Raw genomic sequence first — 24,277 nt, 5'->3', positions numbered from 1 at the left:
TGCTGCCCTTCCACCGGGCCGTGGTGTCCGATCCCGCGTTCACCGGCGACCCGTTCACGGTGCACACCCGCTGGATCGAGACCGAGTTCGACAACACCATCCCGCCCCACCCCGGGACCGGCGACGCCGAGGTGCCGGAACCTCGCGAGAAGGTGCTCATCGAGGTCGGCGGCAGGCGGCTGGAGGTGGTGCTGCCCGCGAGCTTCGGCCCCGCCGCGCCCGCTCCGGCGCCCAGGACGCCGCGCCGCGGCGGCGGCATGGCCAGGCAGGCGCCGGTGGGGGGAGACGCGCTGGTCAGCTCCATGCAGGCCACCGTCGCGATGGTCGCCAGGATCGACGGGGACCTGGTCGACACCGGTGACCTCGTGGTGGTCATCGAGGCGATGAAAATGGAGCAGGCCATCACCGCCCACAAACCAGGCATGATCACCAACCTCGGCGTCACCGCGGGCCAGACCATCGCCGCCGGCGCCGTCATCTGCGAGATCACCGACATGTGACCCCGGCGACGGCCCGGCCCGGCCCGCGGAACAGGGGCAGGGCTCGATCGGCCCGCTTCGTCGCAGCGACCTGGTCCTGGTTTCCTGCTCTGCGTCCTGGTCCCACACCCCGCGCCGAGACAGTGCCCTGATCGACGACGGGCCGGTCGCGTGCCACGTCCGGGGCGGTGACCTGCCGTCGAGGCAAACCGGGTTGACGTCCCGCGGTGTGCTCCGGTTTCCTTTTGCGATGTCCGATCTTCGCGTCAAACAGCCGGACGACGACACCGAGCTCGAAGACTGGCGACACGTCCACAACGTGATCATCCCTACCCACGGCCTGTCCCTGGACGAGGTACGGGAACGCGCCCGGCGGCATCACCTGGAGGTCGCCTATCTCGGTGACGTCCTCGTGGGCTGCAGCACCGTGCGCCCGCCGACGGACGACACGTCGACGGCCACAGTGATCGCCCGTGTGCTCGCCGCTCATCGTGGGCGGGGGTTCGGCGAGGAACTCTACGCGCGCGGGCTGCGGCGGGCACGCGAACTCGGTGCCGAAGTGATCGAGACCGTCGTCCTGTCCTCCAACGAGGACGGCCTGCGGTTCGCGCTGAAGCACGGGTTCGCCGAGACCGAGCGTTACCTGCTGCCGGGAGACGCCATCCCCTGGATCGACCTGCGGCTTTCCTGACCTCGAATCGTTCGCGCCTCGTCGCTCCGGACACGGACGGAGATCCTTGAAGGCAGGAGCCCTCCCCGTCGGGCCGCGCACCGGTCTCACGCCGCTGACGACGGCAGGACTCGGCATGGTGACGGTCGGCGCGTTCCCCACCGATCCCATCGACCCGACGGACCCTCGGTTCGTGACCACCTCAGGAGTGATCCACGCGGCGGCCGGCATCCTGGCGTTCACCTGCCTCGCCCTCGCCGGGCCACTGATCACCCGCGCGATCCGCAAGGCCACGGACACCGCGACGCTGAACGGACTCGCCTTCCTTCCACCGGCGGGCTATGTGATCTTCTGGGCCACGGGCCTCCTCGACAGCCGGCTCGGCGGCCTGTTCGGCAGCCGCTCGGCCACCGGGCCGGGGGAGCGCCTCATGGTCGTGACGTTCGTCGTCTGGCTGATCGCCACCGCCCTCGGCATCAGGCGCGCGATGCGCCAGGGCTGATCCGAGACCGAGACGCTCGGGCATTCCCGGCTGGGGGCCACGATGATTCCGGACAGCCGCCCTTTGGACGTGTAGCCGTGCTCGCCCGAATCTTCGGACCCGCGCTACAGCGGGTCACCGAGCGCCGAACCGCCGAAGAGCAACAAGGTGCCACGGCGGTCCCACTGGCTCTCGCCGATGACCGAACCGGGCATCTAACTGGGAAACTGCGGTACCCAGCTCCAGATCTCGTTCCCCAGCATCACCAGCACCCACCACGCAACCGCAGCGATCGCCACACCCAGCAGGAGTGCCACCACGACCAGCGTGGCGAAGGCGCGCCAGGGGGATCGGGTGGGACGCCGAAGATTCGTCATGACACCAGCGAAGCAGGCGGACGAGCGGCGTGCCAGCCCTCACCGGCGGCAGCGGCTCCCGTGCCGGTGCCAACATCGAGCACATGCGTTCCCAGCCGAACTCCGGCGGCATCGAGCAGCCATCCGACGGGAAAAGCGCAGAGCCTGGCGAAAGAACCGGCATACGCTCCGGCCTGCCCGGCCCAGATCAGACGCTCACTCTCATCGAATGCCGTCACAGTCGTCATCAACCCTCTCATGTCGCATGTCATTAACGTGGCATTGCAAGCTGAGCCGCGCCGGGATTGCTGGAGGTTGATGTGTCCCGGCTTTCGTTGAGTCACCGGCGGGCGGACGGTTCTCCTCGCTTCGTCGATCCCAAGACGGACCGGTCTCGCCGCAGCGCCCCCGCGCCGGAACCGACCTTGGCGGTGCTCCGCAAACACAAGCGGGCTCAGGCGGCCGAACAGCTCGCCGCGGACAAACGATGGCAGAACCTCGGGCTCATCTTCCCGTCCACGATCGGAACACCCATCGAACCGGGCAATCTCAGCACCCGGTGGCGGGCCATCCGAAAGGGGGTGGGGCTTGGCTGGTTGAGACTTCATGACCTGCGCCATGCCTACGCCTCATTCCTGCTCGCCTCCGGCGCTTCGCCTCGAACCGTTATGAAAACGCTGGGTCACAGTCAGATCGGGCTGACCATGAACACGTACACGGATGTGCTCCCGGACATCGAACGGGCGGCCGTCGATACGGTCGCCAGGAGGCTTTTCGGGTGATCAAAGAAATGTTGAGGGCCGGGCTCCTGGTAGGGACTGGCCCTCTTGGCTGTCAAAGGTGGCTGTCATCGCTCTTTAAAACAAGATCGATGACTGCTTTTTTCGCAGGTAGGGCGCCTGGCACTCGGACCCAGAACCTACGGATTAGAAGATCGGCTTCGCGCTGTTCCAGATAGTCCAATGCAGGTCAGCGGACGTGTGCGGTCCATCCTGAACGGCTCTGAACGCCCCTGTATTGCAACCCGAAGTGCAACCCCGGTGCCCGGTGGGTCAGGGCTGAGGGACAAAGCCCTGGCCCTTCGATCGCCCCCAGCCATGTATGGCGATCGTCCATCGCAAGGCGATCGTGAGGGTCGCAGTGAGTCCTGAGATCAGCCCCTTACCCAGGCTGTCACGAAACCGATTGTTTCGACTAGCGATCACCTCAGATTTGAAGCGACCCTCCTGGGCGCTAGCTCCCGCTCTTCATGAATCTGAACAGACGCCCCACGGTGAAACCTAGGAATGTGGCGAGTAGAGCGATCATCAGAGACTGGCCCATGTCAAGAGTGGCTACAAACGCGTCCGGCAGAGAAAAGTTCTTGAACACCAACGCTGTGCAGAAACCAACCACGGCCACTGTGACGCTCATGACGACGAACATCAGGGCCAGTTCTTTGCGCATCTGGTGCACTGTCACAGCATGATCATACGCCAGTATTCGAAAAGGCGGCGGTGTGACCCTGGTGCGGCGGTGGATGGTCAGGTACGGCGCGGTGCGTGGGCGGTGACGGCCCGGAGTCCTGCCCGCGCGCCGGGACCGGTCCCTAGGCCGCATGCCCGGCGTGCGCTGGCAGGCGCAGGGCCGGGCGATGGCGTGCAGCGCCGCCGCCCCTTGAAGAGATCGCGCCCATGCGGGTCAGTCAGCTCACGCTGGACAGCACTTACCGGCCAAAGGCCGAATGGTGGATCATTCCCCGGCTCGGCGCGCATCGCCTCGACCGGCTTCGTCCCGATCACCTGGATGCCTTCTACGCCGGGCTGGCCAAGGAAGGGCTGTCGCCCAATACGATCTTGCAGATTCACCGGATCTTGTCGCGCGCTCTCAAGCTGGCGGTACGACGTGAACTGATCGCGCGCAACGTCTGCGGCATGATCGACGCGCCGACCGGTGAGGACAACGAGATTGAGCCGCTGCTCAGGGAAGAGGCGCAGGACATCCTGACCGTGGTCAAGGATCGCCGGAACGGTACCCGCTGGTCGGTGGCGCTCGCGCTGGGACTTCGGCAATCGGAATCGCTGGGTCTGCGGTGGAAGTACGTGGACCTGGACAAAGGTGTGATCCGGGTGTTCTGGCAGATCAAGCGGCTTCGCTACCGGCACGGCTGCAAGGACCCCCACACCTGCGCTGCCCGCCTGCACCGTTACCCCTGCCCGAAGGACTGCCCCAAGGCCAAGCGCACCTCTGGACGTCGGCACGTCTGCCTCACCGCGTGCCGCAAGAACTGCACCAAGCACGGGGGCGCATGTCCGAAGTTCTGCGCCGCCGACTGCGCCAAGCACGCTCTTGCCTGCCCGGATCGTGCCGGGGGCTGGACGTTCACCAAACCGAAGGGCAAGGGCAAACGGTCCATCGCCCTGCCTCCGCCCCTGATCGCTCTCCTCAAGCTCCACAAGGAGGCACAGAGGCTCGAACGAGAAGCGGCGGGGGACAGGTGGAAAGAGTGGGATCTCGTCTGGTGCACGCCGGACGGGAACCCGATCGATGCCGGGGACGACTGGGACGACTGGAAGCAGCTGCTGCAGCTCGCCGAGATCGACAAGGACGCCCGCGTTCACGACGCGCGCCACACGGCCGCGACGCTCCTGCTCGAACAGGGAGTGGACATCCGGGTGATTCAGGCGGTCCTCGGACACTCCCAGCTCACCACGACCAAGCGGTACACCCACATCACGGAGACACTCGCGATCGAGGCGGCGGGCCGGATGGGGCGGGCGCTGTGGGACGGCTGACAGCAACGGGCCGGTCATAACTGCAACTGGAAATGCAACTGGGCAGACTTCCCGATCATGGCAAAAGGGGAGTCTGCCCAGGTCGTTTGGGTAGGGCGCCTGGGACTCGAACCCAGAACCTACGGATTAAAAGTCCGCAGCTCTAACCATTGAGCTAACGCCCCGCAGGTGACAGCGTACCGAGGATAGTGTCCACTAACGTCCGTCGCCAGGCCCATTCATGGTCATCTGTTTGCGGAACGGCCGGTGGGGGGCGGGAACGGCTCCTAGAGTGGCAGGCATGACGAGCTCGGGGCTTGAGCCCGCCCTTACCTCCCCTGTCTCCACGCGCCCAGGGTATGTCGTGGTCGATGTGGAGACCACAGGTTTCTCGCCGTCGAGGGGCGACCGGATCTGCGAGATCGCGCTCATCTCGCTGGATGCCAGGGGCGAGACCGTCGACGAGTGGCACTCGCTGGTCAACCCCAGGCGCGGCACCGGGGCCGTCCACGTCCACGGCATCACCAACGCGATGGTCCAGAGCGCTCCGGTGATCGAGGAGCTGCTGGACGACATCTGGCAGCGGGTCGCCGGCCGGGTCCTGGTGGCCCACAACGCCTCCTTCGACCTGCGCTTCCTGCGGAGCCTCCCCGGCGGCGAGTGGGTGACCGAGACCCTGTGCACGCAGCGGCTCGCACCCGCCTTCATCCCCGACGGCAGGTGGACGCTCGCCGCGTGCTGCGAGCGCGCCGGCATCCCGATCTTCGGCGCGCACGCCGCGCTCGCCGACGCCCGCGCCAGCGCCGAGCTGCTCCGCTTCTACCTGCGTACGGGCGTCTCCTGGGAGGAGGAGCTCGGCAGGGCGGCACAGAGCCCCGAGTGGCGTCCCTCCGGGCTGCCTCAGCGGCACCCCCGCCGGAGATAGGTCCCGGAGGGGAGCCCTCAGTGGCGTCCTCGCCACCGAGGAGTTCTGGAGGAGACCCCCAGCGGCACTCCTCGCCGCCGATGGGTTCCGGAGTCGGACCCCGCGGGCCTCGCCGCCGACGAGCCCCGATGAGCCCCGGAGAGGACCAGCGCGGAGAGGGGCAGGGGAGGGAGAGGGGCAGGGGGAGGGTCAGCGGTAGGCGGGGATGCCGGTGAGGGCCTCGCCGAGCACGAGCGTGTGGATCTCCTCGGTCCCCTCGTACGTCAGGACGCTCTCCAGGTTGTTCATGTGCCGGATCACCGGATACTCCAGCGTGATGCCGTTGCCTCCCAGGATGGAGCGTGCCTGACGGGCGATGTCCAGGGCCGCGCGGACGTTGGCGAGCTTGCCGAAGCTGACCTGGCGCGGGGTGAGGGTCCCCGCGTCCTTGAGGCGGCCCAGGTGCAGGGCGGTGAGCTGCGACTGCCCCAGGCCGACGTACATCCAGGCGAGTTTCTCCTGGGTCAGCTGGAAGCCGCCGATGGGCCTGCCGAACTGGACGCGGGAGGTGGAGTAGTCGACGGCCGACTCCAGGCAGGCGCGGGCGGCGCCCACCACTCCCCACACGATGCCGAAACGGGCCTCCGACAGGCACGACAGCGGGCCCTTCAGGCCGCGTACCCCGGGCAGCGCGGCGGACGCGGGCAGCCGGACGTCGTCGAAGTACAGCGAGGAGGTCACCGAGGCCCGCAGGGACATCTTCCTGTGGATCTCCGGGGCGGTGAAGCCCGGCGAGTCCGTGGGCACCACGAAACCGCGGACGCCGTTCTCGGTCTGCGCCCAGACCACGGCGATGTCGGCGACGGAGCCGTTGGTGATCCACATCTTGGAGCCGTTGAGGATCCAGTCACCCGAGGGGTCCTGCTTGGCGTGGGTGCGCATGCCCGCGGGGTCGGAGCCCTGGTCGGGCTCGGTCAGGCCGAAGCAGCCGATCACCTCGCCCGCGGCCATCCGGGGGAGCCACTCGTCCTTCTGCTCCTCGGAGCCGTACTTCCAGATCGGGAACATCGCGAGCGAGCCCTGCACGGACACGAACGACCGCAGTCCGGAATCTCCCGCCTCCAGTTCGCGGCAGGCCACGCCGTACGAGACGGCGTCGAGGCCCGCGCAGCCGTACCCCTCCAGGTGCATGCCCAGCACGCCGAGCGCGCCGAGCGCCGGGGCGAGCTCGCGGGCGGGGAAGGCGGCCTCCTCGAACCAGTCGCCGACGTGGGGGAGGATCCGGTCCGCGACGAGGCCCCGTACGGTGTCGCGGATGAGGCGCTGCTCCTCGGAGAGCGTGTCGTCGATGCGCAGGAGATCGTCCATGAGATTCCCTCTCTCTTCGGCCCTGTCAGGGTATTACCGGTGCGGGTGGGACAGAGGTCAGGGTGGCGTTCGGCCAGGGGCGGGGTGTATGTCAGGGTCGTGCCAGGGGGAATCCCGATGTGAGGAACGTCCCCTCTCGGGCAGTCTGAGGACATGAACGAAAACGACTTCACCGGTGTCAAGAGACTCCAGCGGACCAGGGACGGCCGCATCATCGCGGGTGTGGCCTCCGGCCTCGGACGCTACGTGGGGGTGGACCCCAACATCATCCGGGCCGCCCTCGCCATCGCCACCTTCTTCGGTGGCCTCGGGGTGGCCGTCTACGTGATCGGCTGGGTGCTCCTGCCCGACGAGAACAAGGACAGGTCGGTCCTGCAGGACGTGATCGACAAGAACAAGGACAACCCGATCTGGGTGGACGCCAGGACCAAGGCCGAGCAGGGCTGGGCCAAGGCCACCAACCAGCACCGCGCGCCGCACCAGCCGGCCCCGGAGTACCCCGCCACCCACGAGACCCCCTTCCCGCCCGCCCCGCCCGTCGCTCCCCAGGCCCCGTACGGCACGGCGCCGCGGCAGGGCGACGACACCCGCCCCCAGGTGTGAGTCAGGAGGTCGCCTCCGCGCGAACCCTCTCGATGATCTCCCTGCGGGAACTCCTCCAGAGCACGGCCAGCGCGGCCGCCAGGGCGAGCCCGGTCGCGCCGGCCAGTGCGACCACCGTCTCGGGGCCGAGCCGGTCGGCAGCGGCCCCGCCGACCAGGATGCCGACGCCCTGGGAGGCCAGCAGGCCCGACTGGACCAGGCCGAAGGCCTGTCCCCGCTGCTCGGCGGGGACGCACTGCACGAAGGCGGCGTTGGCCGCGAGCTGGTAGGCCCCGCCCAGGCCGGACACGAACCACAGCAGCAGCACCACAGGAAGCGGTGGCTGCGCGGCGCACAGGATCAGCGGCGCGCAGGTCAGCATCGCCATCCAGCCCATCGACCGCAACCGGTTCGATGGGCTGACGTAGCGGCTGTAGAGGAACGCGCCGACGACCGTACCGGTGGGCATCGCGCCCATCAGCAGGCCGGTGACGAGCGAGAGCTCCCGGGGATTCCCGGTCAGCTGGTCGGCGTACGGGCTCGCGATCCCCTCGGGCAGCACGTAGAAGCCACAGAGCCAGGCGAAGAGCACCAGCGTACGCAGCCGGGGGTCGCCGAAGACCAGCTTGGCGCCGGAGCGGGTCATCGTCCACATCGAGGGCCGGTTCTCGTCGGCGGGGATGGGGGCGGGACGTCGCCGTACCCCCGAGACGATGATGAGCGCGGAGGCCAGGAAGGTCGCCGCGTCCAGCGCGAGCGCGCGGTACGGGCCCATTCCCATGATCAGGACGCCGCCGACGGCGAAGCCGAGCATCTGCGCGCCCTGGTTGGTCATGTTCTGCAGGGCGGAACCCGCCACGTAGCGGTCGCCCTCCAGCAACTCCGGCAGCAGCGCCGCCCGCGCCGCGGAGAACGGTGCGCTGAGCAGCACGACGCAGAAGACCAGCACGCACAGGGCGGCGAACGAGACGCCGGGAACCGCCATGGTCGCGACCAGGAGGGCCCGGAGCAGGTCGCAGGCGATCATGATGCGCCGGCGGGCGTGGCGGTCGGCGAGCCCGGCGAGAAGCGGTCCGCCGATGATCGGTGGCAGGTAGGTCAGGGCGTAGACCGACGCCGTCGCCAGGGGTGAGTCCGTCCGTTCGAAGACCAGGACGGACAGCGCCACCCGGGAGAGCTGGTCGCCGAGAAGGGAAAGCCCCTGGCCGAGCCAGAGCGCACGGAACTCCCTGATGGCGATGACCTCGCCGTAGGTCGCTTGGCGTTCCGCGGGACGGCGATGCCGCCCGGGTAGTCGGCCGGACTTGGTCGCCGCCATAGGACTCCGCTGAGCTCGCAGGCACACTGACTGTAGGTGTTCACTGTGTAACCTACGGTGCCTGCTGTAAGGCCGCCGCGCAACCGAAAGCAATCAAGCGCATGCAAACTGTGATGATAAGCGGTGACATTCCGGAAAGGAGGTCTTTGACGTGCAGCGCGGGGTTACTTACCAGCCCAGCTCGTGCAACCGGTCATCGTCGATGCCGAAATGGTGAGCGATCTCATGGACGACGGTTATCTGCACCTCTTCGACGACCTGATCCTCGGTCTCGCAGATGGAGCAGATGGGGTTGCGGTAGATCTCGATCCGGTCGGGTAACACTCCTGCGTACCACTCGCCCCGCTCGGTGAGCGGAATACCCGTGTAGAGGCCCAGGAGATCCGGTTCGGGGGGATCGTCGACGACGACGAGCACCACGTTGTCCATGACTTTCGTCAGCTCGGGGGGAATGGTGTCCAGAGCTTCGGCCACGAGCTGCTCGAACTTCTCCCGCGAGATCTCGATCACACCCGTCATTCTGCCCCGTGATCCCGGGTAGAGGTGGAGGCGCATGAAATTCGCTGATTGGACCCAGGGAGCCCGTCGTGTCGCCACCGGGCGAATCGCCCGTGGCCTCGCCGTCGCCGCCGTCGCCCTGGCCGGTGCGTGGCTCGGCATCATGCTGGGCGGGGCCGTACGGTCCAACGTCGGCCCGGTGGAGCTCGGCATGTCGGCCGAGCCCTCGTGGGCCGGGGAGACCGTCGTGGACGCTCACCCTTTCGGCACACTCCTGTTCGACACTCATGACGCCCCGGTCAGCCTCCGGGTGACCCTGGAGAACATCAACCCCGACCGGGCCCGCGGATTCCTGGACGACCCGAGGTTCTCCGCAGACCGGCTTCCCGCGCTCCTGGAGGAGGAGCTGGGCGCCGGGGTCAGGACGCTGATCCTGCGTGCCGCGCTCTGCGGCCTGACGGGTGCCCTGATCACGTCCCTCATCGTCTTCCGCCGTCCGGGACCGGCCCTGGCGGGCCTGCTGGGCATCACCGTCGCGATCGCCGGTACGGGTGCCGCGATCGCCCTGACCTTCCGGCCCGACTCCGTGGTGGAACCCAAGTACACCGGCCTGCTGGCCGGCGCGCCGTCCCTCGTCGGCGACGCCGAGTCGATCGTGACCAGGTTCGAGTCCTACCGGGTCCAGCTCGCCAAGCTCGTCAACAACGTCTCCCAGCTCTACGACGTCGTCTCCGCCCTGCCGGTCTACGACGCCGACCCCACCTCCATCCGGGTGCTGCACGTCTCCGACATCCATCTCAGCCCCATCGCCTGGAACCTCATCCGCTCGGTCACCGCCCAGTTCAAGATCGACGCGATCATCGACACCGGCGACCTGACCGACCACGGCACCGGGCCCGAGGACAGGTTCACCGAGGAGATCGGCACCTTCGGCGTCCCGTACGTCTTCGTCAGGGGCAACCACGACTCCATGACCACCCAGCGGGCCGTGGCGAGGCAGAAGGGCGCGGTCGTCCTCGACGGCGAGGCCAAGACCGTGGCGGGGCTGCGGATCTACGGCATGGGCGACCCCCGGTTCACCCCGGACAAGTCCGTCTCCGTCGACTCCAACCTCGAATCGCTCGCGGCCCTCGGCCGCTCGCGCGCCGCCGAGCTGGCGAAGTTGCCCAAGCAGGTCGATCTGGTCGCCGTCCACGACCCGACGATCGCCAAGGGCTTCTCCGGCGCGGCCCCGATGGTTCTCACCGGTCACTCCCACCAGCGATCCACCGAACTGTTGCCCTCCGGCACTCGCGTCCTGGTCCAGGGATCCACCGGCGGAGCCGGTCTCCGCGCCCTGGAACACGACGAACCCACCCCCGTCGAGGCCTCCGTTCTGTACTTCGACGCCCACACGCACCGCCTGCGGGCCTGGGACGACATCACCCTGGGAGGGCTCGGCGAGCAGTCGGTACAGATCCAGCGTCACGTTGAGACCGACCCTGGCCGTACAATTTCTCCTGTGCCGACGATCGCCCCGTCTCCAACGGGGTCGATCACCGTCACACCGACGCCGTAGGCCGCAAACCGCTTTGGCATCGGGGGCAAAAGTCCCCTATGCTTCAGAGGTCTCCAGCGGAAGACGGCGACGGAACGAGACGAGAGTCTCGAGCCCCCATCGTCTAGTGGCCTAGGACACCGCCCTTTCAAGGCGGCGACACGGGTTCGAATCCCGTTGGGGGCACGGCCGAGCCAAGGCTCGCCAGGGAAACGGCAGGTCGAAGACCTCCGGAAAACTGGTAGGCTAAGCAAGGCAAGAAAGACCGGGACAAAAGCCCCGGAAGCAAGGTCCTGTAGAGCAGTTTGGAGTGCTCGCCACCCTGTCAAGGTGGAGGTCGCGGGTTCAAGTCCCGTCAGGACCGCTCTGGTAGGTGTTCGATCCACCACCGAGGTCAGGTAGCTCAGTCGGTACGAGCGTCCGCCTGAAAAGCGGAAGGTCGGCGGTTCGACCCCGCCCCTGACCACAGCAACTGAGCAGCACAAACGCCCCGAGCCGATTATGGCCCGGGGCTTTTTGATGTCTAGTGACAGCAACGGTGTTGAGCGCAAGGTGGGATTGGCCCCGGCCTCTTGATGTCTCGGGTCTGAGATATGCCGACTGCGTGGGCAGGTTGCCGCCGCAACACTCATTCGAGGTGATGATTTCGGGTGCCCGTTGAAATGGGTTACCCCGCCGCGTGGGGAGCAGGCCGGTGGTCACCAATTGTCCCAGCCACGCCAGCCGTACCAATTCCCGCCGAGATGCCGGTAGCTGTCATCCATGGTCCCCTCGGGTCGGCCTTCGGGTAACCAGAGGAAGCCGGTATTGCTATGAATGGCCCATTCCTCGGTGCTGAGGGCGGCGCTGCCGGGAAGCGCCTCGGCCTCTACGGTCGAGTAGGGGGATGCCCAGCACACCCGGTACAGGCCCAGCCATCGGCAGGAGGCATCGATAGTTGTCTCCTCCGTCACCGTCTTGGCGAACGCCTCCATGCTCGGTTTGGAGATCGTGAACCGCACCCAGAATGGGGCGCCCCATCGCGCGGGCAGGTCGGGTTGGAGCTGGTCAGCGTGGATTCCACGATCGTGCGGGCGCATCAGGAGTCGGCCGGGCTGGCGGTGGCCGGGGAGACCCTGGATGCGTTGGAGCAGGCGCTGACCGAGGAAAAGGGGGGCTCCGCTTGTGGAGCAGCCGCCGGTGCTGCGGGTGATGCGCCGCAGGTCACACCCGACGCGGACGACGCGGACACGTCGCAGCAGGATCGTGCCGCTACACGGCGACGCCGCAAAGCCCGGGCAAAGGCTGGCGAGCTTGGCCGATCCCGAGGCGGGCTGAGCAGCAAAATCCATGCCGGGGTCGACGCCTCCGAGTTGCCGCTGGCTTTCGTGCTCACGCCTGGCCAAGCCGCTGACTGCCCGCGGTTCGTCACCGTCCTGGACAAGATCCGCATCCCCGATCCGATCGGCCGGCCTCGGACCCGCCCTGCCGCGGTGGCCGCGGACAAGGCTTACTCCTCCAAGGCCAACCGTGCCTATCTGCGCCGCCGCGGGATCAGCGCGGTCATCCCGGAGAAGAGCGATCAGCAGGCCAACCGGAAGAAGAGAGGTTCAGCAGGCGGGCGGCCCGTCGTCTTCGATCCGCAGCGCTACCGGCAGCGCAACACCGTCGAACGCTGTTTCCAGAAGATCAAGACCTGGCGCGGTCTGGCCACCCGCTACGACAAATCCCCGGAAAGCTACGAGGCCGGGCTCTGCCTCCGAGGCTTGGTCATGTGGCTGAAGCTCCTCACCTCAACTACATGATCCGAACTCTGAGCAGCTCCTAGACGGGAATTTTGTCCCGCTGGTGTGGGCACAGGTTGACGATGGCGACCCTCGTTATGTACTCAGACGTATCCAGGTCAAACCCGCTGGTGCCGAGGGCCGCAGCCTCGGCGAAGCCCTTTCCTTCCTCCAGCGCCTTGCATATGTTCCAGCCGAGCCGCCCCAGTTTGTAGGAATCGGCGTCCTTCAGCGCTTTCCGCTGCTTCACCGAGGCCGTGAACACGGCTTCGCGTGCCGACGCCGACGGGTCGGGTGTGGGCGCCGACGGGTCGGGTGTGGGCGTCGGTTCCATGCTTGGTTCGGCGTCATCGACCGTGGAAAGCGTCTTGGCGGGCGTCGGCGTCGAAGCTGCTGGCTTCGCCACGGCCTTCTCGGCACCGTCGCCTGGCAAGGTGGCCAGGCCGCCCAGTAGGCCGATTACGCCTACCACCGCGATGAGCGCGATGAGCGCGGTGACGATGATGATCGCCACGCTCTTGCCGCTCATCCTGGGCGGCGGAGGTGAGCCTGGCCGCCGTCCGGGTGGCGGACCGATGGAGGGAGGGTGCTGTGGGGGCTGTTCTGGAGGATGCATTTGCGCACCATACGCCCCATATTTAATGATTCATCTGGAATGCCCTATGCGAACACCCGAAAAGGATCATCGGAGCGGCCCGAACCCCACGCGGTCGACCACCGTTCTCGCACTTCCCACCTCAGGGCCCGCCATCGGGCCTCACCTAGACCCGAACTCCGAACAGCTCCTAGGCCGACCGGCCCGCCGGACAAGACGTGCTCGAGAACCCTGAAGATCTTCTGCCGGCGCGTCAGCTGATCCAGCGCACCGGTTGTCCGGTCAGGCGGGAGATGGTGTCGAAGTCGGCGTCGGCATGCAGCACGGTGAGCTTGTGATGCCGAGCCGTCACCGCCATGAGGAGATCGACTGGAGAGGCGCTCTGGTGCCATCCCTTGTCGGCGAGATCGCGCTGCAACCCGCTCGTCTCGTGCCAGGCCGATTCGGGGATGGCATAGTACGGGAAGGTCTCCTGGAGCAGATTGCCGGCTTCGTAGAAGGCTGGTCGGCCGCCGACAGCTCGGAGGTACTCCTGCCTGACCGGCTCGCAGATACCTACGAGCCCGGCAGAGACCGTCTGGTCCCATTCTGTCCCGACCTGGCCGCGGTAGAAGCGGACCAGGGCGCTGGTATCTATGAGATAGAGCTCTGTCACGCCACGGCCTGGTGCGCGCTGTCACCCTTGTCGATGGCTGAGAAGTCGATCTCACCTTCGGCCACCATCTCGCGCATGCGAGCTACGGCCGCTGCCCGCTTGCGTCGATCAATGATCTCTCGCAGAGCGGCGTTGACCGTGTCTTTCTTGGACGAGGTGCCGAGCAACTTCGCGGCCTCGGCTAGTGCCTCGTCATCGAGGTCGATCAGGGTCTTGGTCATGACACCCCCGCTGTATATACGAACTGAGATTAGTATATCAGCGATGTTGATCCGGAGACGCTGTTCGCAACCTGAACGCGCGAAAAGGAGGATCATGTCCCTGTCAGGAGGCAGTCGGTTGCCGGGGGGGCGTCCGCGGAGCGGCCGGTGAGGCATGGTCCCGATGCCTGTCAAGACGCTGAGAACCTCGCTGATTCGCCCTTTTATGCCCTCCTTGAGTGATCTTGTCACGCTCCAATGCGGACGTTTGGATCGAGGGAGTGATCTTCTGCGGCGCGTCACAGGCGGCGGGTTCCGGGTACCTCACCCGTCTCGCCGCCTGTCCTGCCCGGCCCGGTCCTCTCGCAGTGGGCGGGTCGCCGGCCCGCGCCGTCCTCCAAGAGAAGGAGTCGTGACCATGACCATGCTGACCTACACCGTCCTCACCGACCCGGCGCCCCTGGAGGCGTCGGCATCCGGGCGGTCCCCGTCCACGGGGACGGTGTATCTGCTCGTCACCAACACCGGGCCGCAGGCGGCGTACTGGTCCACGATCACGGTGGAGGTGCCCGTCGGTAACGGCGCCGGTGACCTCACCTCGGACTTCAGCACGATCAGTCCCAGGGGTGAGTACGGCACGCGGTCGGGCGCCCGGTCGCCGGTGAACGTCCAGCCGGGGTCAGGGGGTTCCAACTCCTTTCAGGTCACCGCCTCCGGCGGCAAAGCCTCTTTCGTCTCCGGTGACCACCTGGTGCTGACGCTGGAGAACGTCACCGTCACCGCTGCCGCCGGGCTGGCCGTGCTGAGGGTGACCGAGCACACCGGCAGAACCAGGACCGGGCGCCTGACCGACGGCTTCGCGGCGGTGGCGCTGGTGAAGACCGCTCCGAAGGAGATTCCGGCGCCGCGCGACTTCCGCCCGGACAACGCCATGGTGGACGCCGGAACAACGATCACGCTGAGCTGGGAGGGGTCCGACGACTTCGAGTACAGGATCCTGTTCCCGGGTGGGCAGGAGACGGTCCCCCAGGGGGCGCGCTCCTGGTCACCGGCCGCGGCCCCGAGGCGGGCCACCACCTACACCCTCGCCGCCACGTCCCGCAGCACGCCCGGGCGGGAACACTTCCTCACCACGACCGTTCAGGTGCGCAATCCCGTTCTGGAAACCCTCACCGTCACCACCGGTGTCACCACCCCATGGGTGCAAGGGGCGAACGGCAGTGACGGAACCATCACCTTCTCCCAGGGCGCGGTGAACGTATGGAGCGCGTTCGGCTCCCAGGAACGGGGGACGGTGTTCGCCGGAAAGGCCGACCTCACCGGGGTGAACACCGAATGGGTGCAGGGGAGGAGCACCGATGACGGATGGATCAGCTTCCCCAAGGAGGGGCTGAACGTGCGCCATGGAAGCGGAGCATGGGGAACCGTGTTCGCCGAGAAGGCCGACCTCACCGGGGTGAACACCCGATGGGTGCAGGGAAGGAGCACCGAAGACGGATGGATCAGCTTCCCCAGGTTCGGAATCCAGGTATCCCGGGGCGGGACGGACAGTGCCAAGGACGGCGTCGTGTACACGGAGAACATCTACGCGAACGACAGGGACGACAGCTCGTTCGTCAACCTCCACAGCGAGGGGATAACCGTGTACTCGCCCAACGGGAGGAACCGGATCGGGAGCGTGACGGCCCGCATCGACGGGCAGTGAACGGGGTGTGAGGCGCGGGCGCGCGGATCGCCGCACCCGGCGCCGAGGCCCGTGCGTCCGCACTCCCGGTGTTCCCGCGGTTCCCACGGGTCCGCGGTTACCTAAGCCGTTGAGCTGCATAAATGCCTGCTCCTACGGCCTGAGGGCCAACAGGGCGGGCAGCGGTTCTCAGTCGAAGCCGGCGTGCGGTGCGCTGGTGCCCTGTGGCACGCGGAGCGGACCGGAGGCGCCGGGACGGATGTCGAAGTCGAAGATCGCGGTTGGAAGGTAGATGGTGGCGCAGGAGTTGGGGATGTCCACCACCCCCGACAGCCGGCCCTCGATCGGCGCGGCGCCGAGCAGTAGATATGCCTGCTCGGGGCTGTAGCCGAACGCCGTCAGGTAGTCGATCGCGTGCAGGCAGGCACGCTGGTAGGCCAGTTGCGAGTCAAGATAGCGCTGCTCGCCGTCCAGGGTGACGGACACCCCGGAGAAGGCGAGCCACTCACTGTACTGAGGGCCGGTGCGGCCCGGCATGAAGATGGCGTTCTCGCCGACGCGGTACGTTTGCATACCATCCTTGATGACTTCGACCCGCAGGTCGATGAAGCCGCCCATCTCGATGGCACCGCAAAAGGTGATCTCGCCGTCGCCCTGCGAGAAGTGCAGGTCGCCGACCGACAGGTTCGCGCCGGGTACGTACACCGGGTAGAACACGCGGGAGCCCCGGGTGAGGTTCTTGATGTCCTGATTGCCACCGTTCTCTCGCGGCGGCGCGGTGCGGGCCGCCTCGGCCGCGATCCGGTCGAACTCGGATGGGGAGACAGAGCCGAGAACGGCGTCCCGGGGCTCGGGAGGCAGGGCCAGCGGCGGCACTCTCTGCGGGTCCGTGGCTATCAGCGCCGATTCCCTCGCGTTCCATTTCGACAGCAGCGCCGCCGACGGCGCGGTGCCCATGAGCCCGGGGTGGGTGATGCCGGTGAACGACACCGCTGGGATATGACGTGATGTGGCAGTCTGGCCAGAGAAGTCCCAGATCGCCTTGTAGGCGTCGGGGAACTGCTCGGTGAGGAACCCGCCGCCGTTCTTGGTGGGGAAGATCCCGGTGTAACCCCAGCCCTGACCGGCCAGCGGGCCGCTGTCCTCCTGGGGGATGGGCCCCAGGTCGAGGATGTCCACGACCAGCAGGTCGCCCGGCTCGGCCCCCTCGACCGCGAACGGGCCGCTGAGCGCGTGCACCGTCGTCAACGGGGCGTCACGGATGTCCTCGGCGGAGTCGTCGTTGTGGATCGCACCGTCGAACCACTCCCGGCAGTGGACCCGGAAGCTGTCGCCGGGTTTGACCCATGCCACAGGCGGGATCGCGGGGTGCCAACGGTTGTGGCCGATCTTGACCTGGTCGGTGAACTTCCTCTTCGAGTCGAGCGGGAAAATCAACTCTGGCACGGCTGGATTCCTTTCGGCGCTGCGAGACGGTCACGGCCGCGGCAGGCGGCTGGTAGCGGGATGGGCGACCGTCGCACCTCCGGTACGGCGCTGCGGCAGGGACGTGACGACTTCGGGCTCGAAGGCGCTGCGCTCCGCGCGCTGCAACCGAGGGGACATGGCGGCCGGAGTACGCGCGAGCATCGGCGCTGAGAACGCCCGAACCGAGGCCGCGCCGCAGTCTGGGCACGGCACCGCAGCGGGTGCGGTGCCGATCGGAAAGGTGATCTCAATTTCAGAGCAGCACGGGCACCGATAGACATATACCGCCATAGCACGCGCCCTTCGAGTGAATCTGAAATGGTTTTCCCCGGTCGTGACCCTCTCTGCCGACGTGATCTCGGGGAATGGTCTCAGATTCAGATGTATCCGCAATTTAACGTATGAATGCAATGCAATCCATCTCGCTTCCGCCAACTTGCTTGCACAATAAGGTAGATCGCTTAGTTCATAGGTGGAAATAAGAGGAAATATTCCTTTGTTTGCAATACGTAAACCATGTGGCTTTTTGTAGACCGTGCTCTCCTGGAGCGGGCGCCTCGGGCTCAGATGCTCCTCGTGAGGTGGGTAGTCATGGAGCCTCCCGTGCTCGGCTGTCGCGACGGACGGATCACCTCGTCGAGTGCCGCCGCGAGGCCCTGGACGGACTGTCGCAGCTGTGGTCCGAGGGTCTACGAGCCGGGATTATCACCAACGGGATCGCGGATTCCTCAGTTCTTCCTCAGCTTGAACAGCTGTCCATCGGGAACCTGACGATCGATCAGGCGGACTGTGAGGGTGATCCGCTGGCCACGCTGGCTGAACTGGCGCCCCGATTCGCACACCTTGATCTGCACGTGGACGACGTCATCGACATCGAAGGCGCCGATGAGGAAGAAGTCGATCGAGTCCTCTCCCGATTCGGTCTGAGCCAAGCGCTCCGGTGAACTCCGGCATATAACGTGCGGGGTGGGACGAAGGGTTAGGGGTTCTCATGAAGCGCTCGACGATCGCGGTGCTCGTGGCCGCTGCTGTGTGGGGCGGTGCTCTGCTCGTTCCCGTCGCTTTCTTCGTGCTGAACTACGGTTGCGATGCCGACGATGACCGGCTCGTCGACTCTCTCGGCATCCTCGATGTTCGTCCGGCAAGCGCGACACCGCAGGAGGGACGCGACAACTCTTGCGATGAGGACGATCGGATCACGACCGTCTGGCAGACTTACCGGTCCTCGGGGCCGCGAGCCGACGTGCTGCCCTTCTAGCGAGACATCGCGCTCAAGAACGGGTGGACGCCCCCTCCGGAGGATGACGGTGAAGGGGTGTACTGCTTCACCAGGTCCGTCGAAGGAAGGAACGTTGAACTCTCGGTAGGGTTCGTGGATGGGACGGGAGCGGGGTACGGCGATGACTATGAAGTACTCGTGAGCACTTCCGCGGCCGGCCTGAGCTGGTGGTGTTGACACCGCGGAGTCTCTGAATGCTTCGAGCCTCCAGCGTCGGCTACGGGAGGTGGGGCTGACGACGACGGTGACGACAACATCGGCCACCGCGAGCACGCATCGGCAGCCGTCCACAACCTTCTGACCTCGTGTCGGTCGAGCGGAGCAGGGTGGTCGTTCCGCCTGAGAAGCGGAAGGCCGGCGGTTCGACCCCGCCCCTGACCACAGCAGCTGAGCAGCACAAACGCCCCGAGCGATTATCGTTCGGGGCTTTTTTGATCTTCGGCGACAGCAACGTCTCTGCTGCTTCGAACCCTCAGGTTTTTCGTGTCCTGGACGATCCCGCCCAAACGCAGGATCATGAGAACGTGAGCAGGACGGACAACACGATGCCGCTTCGCTTGCAGGAGCAGGATGGTCGCCGCTACAGGCACGATATGGGCGGCTCCTATTCGGGCATCGGTGAGGATGCCAACCTGGCGGAGCGCAAAGCCCGGCAGCGGGCACGACTCACATTGTTGCGCGGTGAGGAACCAGAGCCGACCAGGCATCGCCATTGCGAAAAGTGGCGCTATTAACGAGGGTCAGATTAACGAGGGCCAGCGATGAAGCGTCCCGGAGGTCACCTCGGGAACGCTTCATTCATGTACGTGCGATGTCAGCCGAGGGCATCGCCGCGTTTGCCCAGGGCGTTGCGCCTGTCGTCGAGGGTGACGTGGATATAGATGGTCATGGACACCTCGATGTCCACTGTGTCCGACGACGTCTCGGAAGACCTGGGGCGGGACGCCGAGGCCGAGCAGTGGGGTCACGCAGGTGTGGCGGAGGTCGTGAAAGCGCATGTCGCCGGGGTCGGTGGCCTTGCGGATCGCTCCCCATCTCCATTGGAGGTCGTCCAGCTAGGGGTACCGCGCTGGGACGGGAAGACCAAGCCGTGTTTCTCGTAGGTCTCGGTGCGGGACGGACAGCGGGTCGCGCGCCTGGTCTCGCGGGCCACCCGCAGTACGCCGTCCGGTTCCAGGCGGGTGTTGTAGCGATGGAGGAGCGTGACGGTCACGCGGTCCCGGTGTTCGGCCTTTCCGCGCATGTGGATCGACTGTCGGCAGTCGACGGATGCGACCTCGGCCCTGCTCGTCGCCGACCTGAGTAAGCCGTAGCTACCCAGACCGGCACGCCAATATTTACGCAGTTCACTCGTAATGAAGGGGGCGTATATCGGATGAGGGGCCAGGGATCTGGTAGAAGGCGATCGAGCCTATTGGGGCCGATACTAGGCTCTGGATCATGAAGCGTCTGATTGTCGCGATGCTGGTGGTTGGCGGCCTTGCCGGTGCTGTCGCCGCCGTAGGTGCCCTGGGGGTCGGTACTTTCGTGGCGGATCGCCTGGTCTTGTTGTTGATGCCCCGCTCGCCGTTTCCCCGCTGTACCGACGATGACAAGCGGCTTGCTTCGGCTCTCGTGGCGCTCAGCATCCTCGATGCCCGTCCGGTCGAGGCGAAGCCTGACGGGAAACGTCTCGGGGGGTGCAATGACGATGACCGGCTCGCGTATGCCGAGCAGTCCTATCGGATTTCGGCGTCGCGCGCCGATGTGCCGTCCTTCTACCGTGAGACTGCGATCAGGGACGGCTGGAAGCAGGCGCCGGTGCCGGAACAGGAGGACGGGGTGACGCAGGTCTGTCTTACCAAGGTCATCGACAGCCGGAATGTCTACCTGTCGGTGTGGTACTCCGACAGGCCGGAAGAGAAGGACAGCGATGACTACTTCTTGCAGGTCAGTTCTGGCCCCAGTGGCGGCAATCTGTGCTGATGCCTGCGAGGGATGTTCGCCCGGTCTTGGTTCTGGAGCGTGAGGGGTGACGACAACGGTGACGACAACGTCGGCCACCGCGAACACACGTCGGCAGCCGTCAACGGTTTTCCGACCTCGTCTCGGTCGAGCGGAACAGGGTGATCGCTCCGCTTGAGAAGCGGAAGGCCGGCGGTTCGACCGTGCCCCTGACCGCAGCGGCTGGGGAGCACGAACGCTCCGAGCGAATATCGTTCGGAGCTTTTTGATCTTCGATGGCAGCAACGTCATCCCATTACCGGTGAGTGAGAGACACGTGGCCGATGTCCAGCGATTCGGGCGACCTGCCTCTCTACGGTCTGGGCCGTTCGGGGGACGTGGCCAGGTCAGGAACATGGGGCGGACCGTGTCGTCACGGAGCTGCCGCAGACGATGGAGATCCCGCACGGCGAGTGCCGGCCCTGATGGTGCCGCCCACCACCGGGCGCACCTGTTTACAGACGATCGGCGCGGATGATCTCCGCCTGCTGTGTGATCAGGAAGGAGACACTCCTTCCTGATCACACAGCAGGCCCTGATCAGTAAGCGGTCGGCACGAGCAAGGCCGACAAGTTTTGGACAAGCCGGCGTGGCTAACGTGCACCGTAGCTAAGCCGGGAGTTGCCATGACTTCTTCAGTGTCAGCCGGTTCGCGAATTCGTTTGGGTAAGAGAGATGGCGGCTCTTTCCAAATAGCATGCGGATTGTTGATCGCGTTGAGTGGCGCGCTAACAGCCTTCGTCTTCAACGTGATCTACGCGAAGGGCTGGATCGATCTGGAGGTTTACCGGGAAGGCGGATCAGCGGTACTGCAGCGTGCCTCTGTCTATGACTTGGCCGTGGGTGAGAGATGGCTGAAGTTCACCTATTCGCCGTTCGCGGCGATTCTGTTCACGCCTCTCGCCTTGGTCGGAATGGAGACCGCCGTCGCCCTCTGGGTGCTGGTCTCCATACTCGCCCTTGAGGTGTTGATATGGATTCTCGTCGGCCGTGCTGCGGTGAGGAGCCGTGGTCGCCGGGCAACCCACACGTTGTTGGTCGTTATCGCGTCACTTCCCTTGTATCCAGTAATGCTAACGCTGTGGAACGGGCAGATAGGTATTATTCTGCTGCTGGCGATAGTTGTGGACCTGACGCACGGCAGGGAAAAGTGGCGCGGCATAGGAACGGGCATCGCCGCCGGTGTCAAACTCACCCCGTTGATATTCATCCCCTATCTTCTCTTCGCGCGTCGTTTCCGGGCCGCCCTGATGGTTGGTCTTGGTTTTCTCGGCACAGTCGTCCTCGGATTCCTGCTGCTGCCGGCCGATTCGCGTTATTACTGGGGTGGTGCGTTTTTCGACACGCAACGGGTGGTCACCGAGCAGGACTCGGATGTTTTCAACCAGTCGCTTCGCGGTGTGCTTACGCTGATGCCCGGCTCCTGGCCCACCGTGCCTCTCTGGCTCGCGCTGTGCGCGGTGGTCGGCACGGGTGGGCTTTTGGTCGCCGCATGGACCGCGAAGAAGGTGGATGAGCTCGCCGGAATCACCGCCTGCGCCATCGTGGGGCTGCTTGTCTCACCCGTTTCCTGGCCGCACCACTGGGTCTGGTGCATACCGCTCCTGGTGCTCTGGGCACAGCGCGCTCAGCGCGTGGACGCCACGCTTGAGAAGGCGGGCGTAGGGTTGTTGTGGTTCGTCTTTCTACTGCCTGGATATATCACCCTGGCGACACTTCTGATATATCCAGCCCATGCCGGAATGTGGCTGATGCTGCTGATGGGGAGTTACGTGCTCAGTGGACTGACGACATTGTTGGCGCTCGCGGTTTGTTATGGCCGGAGCGATCGGCGGCGAAGAAGGCGTGGGTCGGGCGACGACTAGAGACCTTCACCGGCTGCGCGCCTGATCGCGCAGGTCCGTGAGGTTGCCGGAGGAGTGGCCGTCGACTCCGACCACCTGCGATTTTCCCGGCTATGCGCGGGGCGTTCGTGTTGGCATTTGACGACAACGTGCCGAGAGCGGGACGGTTTCCCTTTGAGCTACAACCGGCGCAGCACCTGCATGGCGTCCTTCTCGATGCGCGAAAGATCGTGGAGGACGAGGCCGGCCTGCTTGAGGTGGTCCGTGTCGCCGCTCTCTCCGGCCTTCGCGATCAAGGTGGACACGTCCGTCCACAGGACGGCGGCCTCGGCGTACAGCCGGTGACCGGTGCGGAGGTCGCCGTCGTCGATCAGCAGTGTGCACTCGCCGAGGAAGTCGCGGTAGAGGGCGCGGAACAGGGCGCCGCCGGTGCCGCCCCTCTCCATGAGGAGAGCGGTCTGTGGCAGGTCCTGCCGCGGCTCATCGGCGCGCAGCAGCCATCCGGGCACCTGTTCGCCGGCTTTCTCGATGCCACGATGGCCCAGGTTCGCGATGGGAGCGGCGAGGAAGGCGTCGGCGCAGTCTTTGATGGCGGGGATGATCTGGTCCTGCCAGGAAAACGGGCGGGCCGGCAGGGTGATGGTGAAGGATCGGTTCCTGGCGGTCATCGGACCGCGTTCGGCGCGCGCCCTGGCGAGGCCGACCCGGCTGGTGCGCACCGCTCCTCCCTGCTGCTCGGTGTCCACGAGGTAGGCGTCGTGCTCGTCGTAGCCGTACATGGCGACGACATGACCGCCGAAGTGCACCTTGGACCGGAAATAGTCCAGGTGGTAGCAGTCGAGCTGAAGGCCGACCGGCCGACCGGCGTCGATGGGGGTGGCCACGTTCTCCCACGCCCTGCGCGGCGAGGTGGTCTCCTTGGCCGTCAACGTCAGTCCCAGCCTGGAGGTCAGGTTCCTGGTGAGGTCGAAAGGCCTGACGCGGCCTCCGAGGAAGGGGACCGCCATGCCCTTGCTGTCCCAGTAGACGAAGGACAGGCCCGAGCCCAGCCCGAACAGCATGGGCTCGGTCAGATCAAGGCCCTCATGCCGCAACAGCACCCCCAGCGCCGTCGTCTCGCAGTGGTGCGTGCCGCGGGTCTCGATGTCCTTCACGATGGTCATGCGTCGATCTCCTCAGGCTGACGCGGCGAACGGTCACACCGTCCCCATCGCCGACACCTTCATGACCAACTGGTGGGGACCGCTGGGAGTAGCGTGGGGCCTCCCACAGTGGGAGAGTCCAGCCGAGACCGGACCCATTCTCGACGGCCGGGCAAGCTCATGACCGGCTCCACGAATTCGACCCGTGTGCCGGAGGTCGTGAAAGCGCATGTACCCGAGGCCGGCGGCCTCGCGGATGGCCCCGGCTTTCAGCCGTCGCTCGCCCAGGGCGGGAACAGGCGCAGCCGACGCTCGACAGGCCGGGGATCAGGCGCAGCCGCCGTTCGCCCAGAGCGGGGATCAGGCGCAGTCGCCGTTCGCCCGGGGCGGTGATCAGGTGCGGCAGGACGACGCCCTCGTAGCCCTGGCAGGTCTCGGGGCCGTCCCCCGCGGACGATACCCGGGCGGGCTCGGCCTTGTGCCGAGCCCGCCCGGGGCGGTTCCGTCCCGGTCCTGAGCGCGTGTCGTGATCGCGTTCACCCGGCGGGGTGTACGCCTTCGCGGCGGGCCTTCAGGAGCCGTCCGGGCCGGATCCGTGTCACGCCGTCAGCGCTGGAGTGTCAGCAGGCCGGGGCGGTAGGGCAGCAGGCCGTAGTCGACGCCGTTGGAGTTGGGGTTGCGGCCTTGGTAGAGCAGTTGGAGGTTGCAGGGGTCGACGG

General features: G+C 66.3%; 28 protein-coding genes and 5 tRNA genes. 18 read left to right on the top strand and 15 right to left on the bottom strand.

The features are described from left to right. The 3 genes from ACFFRH_RS43065 to ACFFRH_RS43055 all read left to right on the top strand — a co-directional run. Positions 1-500, top strand: a 500-nt coding sequence (locus ACFFRH_RS43065; protein WP_386163901.1) for an acyl-CoA carboxylase biotin carboxyl carrier protein subunit, incomplete at its 5' end; no start/stop codon positions are given. A gap of 229 nt (positions 501-729) precedes the next feature. Further along, on the top strand, positions 730-1,170 hold the full coding sequence (locus ACFFRH_RS43060; RefSeq protein ID WP_386163899.1) for a GNAT family N-acetyltransferase: 441 nt from the start codon (positions 730-732) through the stop codon (positions 1,168-1,170). Positions 1,171-1,216: 46 nt separating this feature from the next. Beyond that, complete coding sequence (locus tag ACFFRH_RS43055; protein WP_386163896.1) at positions 1,217-1,651, top strand: DUF998 domain-containing protein; 435 nt, start codon at positions 1,217-1,219, stop codon at positions 1,649-1,651. A 194-nt stretch (positions 1,652-1,845) separates the two neighbouring features. Here the strand turns inward: ACFFRH_RS43055 and ACFFRH_RS43050 are convergent, their stop codons facing one another. Both ACFFRH_RS43050 and ACFFRH_RS43045 read right to left on the bottom strand, forming a co-directional pair. Next, on the bottom strand, positions 1,846-2,007 hold the full coding sequence (locus ACFFRH_RS43050; RefSeq protein ID WP_386163894.1) for a hypothetical protein: 162 nt from the start codon (positions 2,005-2,007) through the stop codon (positions 1,846-1,848). Further along, positions 2,004-2,234, bottom strand: a complete 231-nt coding sequence (locus ACFFRH_RS43045) for a hypothetical protein (RefSeq protein ID WP_386163892.1) — start codon at positions 2,232-2,234, stop codon at positions 2,004-2,006. The genes ACFFRH_RS43050 and ACFFRH_RS43045 overlap by 4 nt, the downstream gene beginning before the upstream one ends. Before the next feature lie 183 nt (positions 2,235-2,417). Here ACFFRH_RS43045 and ACFFRH_RS43040 point away from each other — a divergent pair, with 183 nt between their 5' ends. After that, positions 2,418-2,768, top strand: a complete 351-nt coding sequence (locus ACFFRH_RS43040; RefSeq protein WP_386163903.1) for a tyrosine-type recombinase/integrase — start codon at positions 2,418-2,420, stop codon at positions 2,766-2,768. Positions 2,769-3,219: 451 nt separating this feature from the next. Here ACFFRH_RS43040 and ACFFRH_RS43035 read toward each other — a convergent pair whose 3' ends face one another. Then, positions 3,220-3,432, bottom strand: a complete 213-nt coding sequence (locus tag ACFFRH_RS43035; RefSeq protein WP_386163890.1) for a hypothetical protein — start codon at positions 3,430-3,432, stop codon at positions 3,220-3,222. Positions 3,433-3,659: 227 nt separating this feature from the next. Here ACFFRH_RS43035 and ACFFRH_RS43030 point away from each other — a divergent pair, with 227 nt between their 5' ends. After that, positions 3,660-4,760, top strand: coding sequence for a tyrosine-type recombinase/integrase (locus tag ACFFRH_RS43030; RefSeq protein ID WP_386163888.1), 1,101 nt, complete (start codon positions 3,660-3,662; stop codon positions 4,758-4,760). 91 nt (positions 4,761-4,851) lie between these two features. Here the strand turns inward: ACFFRH_RS43030 and ACFFRH_RS43025 are convergent. After that, positions 4,852-4,924: transfer RNA gene (locus ACFFRH_RS43025), tRNA-Lys, on the bottom strand. 188 nt (positions 4,925-5,112) lie between these two features. Between ACFFRH_RS43025 and ACFFRH_RS43020 the strand changes: the two genes are divergently transcribed. Further along, complete coding sequence (locus tag ACFFRH_RS43020; RefSeq protein ID WP_386163886.1) at positions 5,113-5,664, top strand: 3'-5' exonuclease; 552 nt, start codon at positions 5,113-5,115, stop codon at positions 5,662-5,664. A gap of 189 nt (positions 5,665-5,853) precedes the next feature. On the opposite strand, the gene ACFFRH_RS43015 is transcribed toward ACFFRH_RS43020, so the two are convergent. Then, the gene (locus ACFFRH_RS43015) at positions 5,854-7,011 is read right to left on the bottom strand and encodes an acyl-CoA dehydrogenase family protein (protein WP_386163884.1); all 1,158 of its coding nucleotides are present in this window, start codon (positions 7,009-7,011) and stop codon (positions 5,854-5,856) included. A 153-nt stretch (positions 7,012-7,164) separates the two neighbouring features. On the opposite strand from ACFFRH_RS43015, the gene ACFFRH_RS43010 reads away from it, so the two are divergent. After that, the gene (locus ACFFRH_RS43010; RefSeq protein WP_386163882.1) at positions 7,165-7,614 is read left to right on the top strand and encodes a PspC domain-containing protein; all 450 of its coding nucleotides are present in this window, start codon (positions 7,165-7,167) and stop codon (positions 7,612-7,614) included. A gap of 1 nt (position 7,615) precedes the next feature. Here the strand turns inward: ACFFRH_RS43010 and ACFFRH_RS43005 are convergent, their stop codons facing one another. Both ACFFRH_RS43005 and ACFFRH_RS43000 read right to left on the bottom strand, forming a co-directional pair. Beyond that, positions 7,616-8,911 carry an MFS transporter gene (locus ACFFRH_RS43005; protein WP_386163880.1) on the bottom strand — a complete coding sequence of 432 codons (1,296 nt, stop codon included), beginning with the start codon at positions 8,909-8,911 and terminating at the stop codon, positions 7,616-7,618. Positions 8,912-9,079: 168 nt separating this feature from the next. Further along, positions 9,080-9,430 carry a metallopeptidase family protein gene (locus ACFFRH_RS43000; protein WP_386163878.1) on the bottom strand — a complete coding sequence of 117 codons (351 nt, stop codon included), beginning with the start codon at positions 9,428-9,430 and terminating at the stop codon, positions 9,080-9,082. A gap of 34 nt (positions 9,431-9,464) precedes the next feature. Between ACFFRH_RS43000 and ACFFRH_RS42995 the strand changes: the two genes are divergently transcribed. From ACFFRH_RS42995 to ACFFRH_RS42980, 4 genes are all read left to right on the top strand, one after another. After that, a complete protein-coding gene (locus ACFFRH_RS42995) occupies positions 9,465-10,967 on the top strand; it encodes a metallophosphoesterase family protein (protein ID WP_386163876.1) in 1,503 nt (500 codons plus the stop codon). Positions 10,968-11,059: 92 nt separating this feature from the next. Next, positions 11,060-11,132, top strand: a tRNA-Glu gene (locus tag ACFFRH_RS42990). A gap of 103 nt (positions 11,133-11,235) precedes the next feature. Next, positions 11,236-11,310, top strand: a tRNA-Asp gene (locus ACFFRH_RS42985). Between the two features lie 28 nt (positions 11,311-11,338). Beyond that, positions 11,339-11,412 (top strand) — tRNA-Phe (locus ACFFRH_RS42980). A gap of 232 nt (positions 11,413-11,644) precedes the next feature. Here the strand turns inward: ACFFRH_RS42980 and ACFFRH_RS42975 are convergent. Further along, the gene (locus tag ACFFRH_RS42975) at positions 11,645-11,947 is read right to left on the bottom strand and encodes a hypothetical protein (RefSeq protein ID WP_344747050.1); all 303 of its coding nucleotides are present in this window, start codon (positions 11,945-11,947) and stop codon (positions 11,645-11,647) included. A gap of 51 nt (positions 11,948-11,998) precedes the next feature. Here ACFFRH_RS42975 and ACFFRH_RS42970 point away from each other — a divergent pair, with 51 nt between their 5' ends. Continuing rightward, a complete protein-coding gene (locus ACFFRH_RS42970) occupies positions 11,999-12,730 on the top strand; it encodes an IS5 family transposase (protein ID WP_386163874.1) in 732 nt (243 codons plus the stop codon). A 19-nt stretch (positions 12,731-12,749) separates the two neighbouring features. Here ACFFRH_RS42970 and ACFFRH_RS42965 read toward each other — a convergent pair whose 3' ends face one another. The 3 genes from ACFFRH_RS42965 to ACFFRH_RS42955 form a co-directional block, all read right to left on the bottom strand. Then, positions 12,750-13,223 (bottom strand): hypothetical protein, encoded by a 474-nt coding sequence (locus ACFFRH_RS42965; protein WP_344747052.1) that lies wholly within the window; start codon positions 13,221-13,223, stop codon positions 12,750-12,752. A gap of 334 nt (positions 13,224-13,557) precedes the next feature. Then, positions 13,558-13,959 carry a PIN domain nuclease gene (locus ACFFRH_RS42960; RefSeq protein WP_344747053.1) on the bottom strand — a complete coding sequence of 134 codons (402 nt, stop codon included), beginning with the start codon at positions 13,957-13,959 and terminating at the stop codon, positions 13,558-13,560. Then, entirely contained in the window at positions 13,956-14,180 is a 225-nt protein-coding gene (locus tag ACFFRH_RS42955) for a type II toxin-antitoxin system VapB family antitoxin (RefSeq protein ID WP_329087211.1), read from the bottom strand. Before ACFFRH_RS42955 ends, ACFFRH_RS42960 begins: the two co-directional genes overlap by 4 nt. A 397-nt stretch (positions 14,181-14,577) precedes the next feature. Between ACFFRH_RS42955 and ACFFRH_RS42950 the strand changes: the two genes are divergently transcribed. Then, positions 14,578-15,864, top strand: a complete 1,287-nt coding sequence (locus ACFFRH_RS42950) for a hypothetical protein (RefSeq protein WP_350927715.1) — start codon at positions 14,578-14,580, stop codon at positions 15,862-15,864. Between the two features lie 168 nt (positions 15,865-16,032). Here ACFFRH_RS42950 and fmdA read toward each other — a convergent pair whose 3' ends face one another. Next, a complete protein-coding gene (gene fmdA, locus ACFFRH_RS42945; RefSeq protein WP_344747056.1) occupies positions 16,033-17,289 on the bottom strand; it encodes a formamidase in 1,257 nt (418 codons plus the stop codon). A gap of 749 nt (positions 17,290-18,038) precedes the next feature. Then, entirely contained in the window at positions 18,039-18,242 is a 204-nt protein-coding gene (locus ACFFRH_RS42940) for a hypothetical protein (protein WP_344747057.1), read from the bottom strand. A gap of 59 nt (positions 18,243-18,301) precedes the next feature. On the opposite strand from ACFFRH_RS42940, the gene ACFFRH_RS42935 reads away from it, so the two are divergent. The 5 genes from ACFFRH_RS42935 to ACFFRH_RS42915 all read left to right on the top strand — a co-directional run bounded on the left by ACFFRH_RS42935 (position 18,302) and on the right by ACFFRH_RS42915 (position 22,437). Then, positions 18,302-18,568, top strand: a complete 267-nt coding sequence (locus ACFFRH_RS42935) for a hypothetical protein (protein ID WP_344747058.1) — start codon at positions 18,302-18,304, stop codon at positions 18,566-18,568. Positions 18,569-18,904: 336 nt separating this feature from the next. Beyond that, positions 18,905-18,970 (top strand) — tRNA-Leu (locus ACFFRH_RS42930). Positions 18,971-19,113: 143 nt separating this feature from the next. Beyond that, entirely contained in the window at positions 19,114-19,323 is a 210-nt protein-coding gene (locus tag ACFFRH_RS42925) for a hypothetical protein (RefSeq protein ID WP_386163869.1), read from the top strand. Positions 19,324-20,029: 706 nt separating this feature from the next. Further along, positions 20,030-20,554, top strand: a complete 525-nt coding sequence (locus ACFFRH_RS42920) for a hypothetical protein (protein ID WP_344747060.1) — start codon at positions 20,030-20,032, stop codon at positions 20,552-20,554. A 725-nt stretch (positions 20,555-21,279) separates the two neighbouring features. Then, positions 21,280-22,437, top strand: coding sequence for a glycosyltransferase 87 family protein (locus tag ACFFRH_RS42915; RefSeq protein WP_386163867.1), 1,158 nt, complete (start codon positions 21,280-21,282; stop codon positions 22,435-22,437). A 158-nt stretch (positions 22,438-22,595) separates the two neighbouring features. Here the strand turns inward: ACFFRH_RS42915 and ACFFRH_RS42910 are convergent, their stop codons facing one another. After that, the gene (locus ACFFRH_RS42910) at positions 22,596-23,579 is read right to left on the bottom strand and encodes a BtrH N-terminal domain-containing protein (RefSeq protein WP_386163865.1); all 984 of its coding nucleotides are present in this window, start codon (positions 23,577-23,579) and stop codon (positions 22,596-22,598) included. A gap of 585 nt (positions 23,580-24,164) precedes the next feature. Next, positions 24,165-24,277, bottom strand: a 113-nt coding sequence (locus ACFFRH_RS44835; protein WP_512701141.1) for a non-reducing end alpha-L-arabinofuranosidase family hydrolase, incomplete at its 5' end; no start/stop codon positions are given.

The organism is Streptosporangium vulgare (genome assembly GCF_042428775.1).
Lineage (GTDB): Bacteria > Actinomycetota > Actinomycetes > Streptosporangiales > Streptosporangiaceae > Streptosporangium > Streptosporangium vulgare.
The sequence above is the reverse complement of the archived record's forward strand: the minus strand, read 5'-3'. Positions and strand labels throughout refer to the sequence as shown.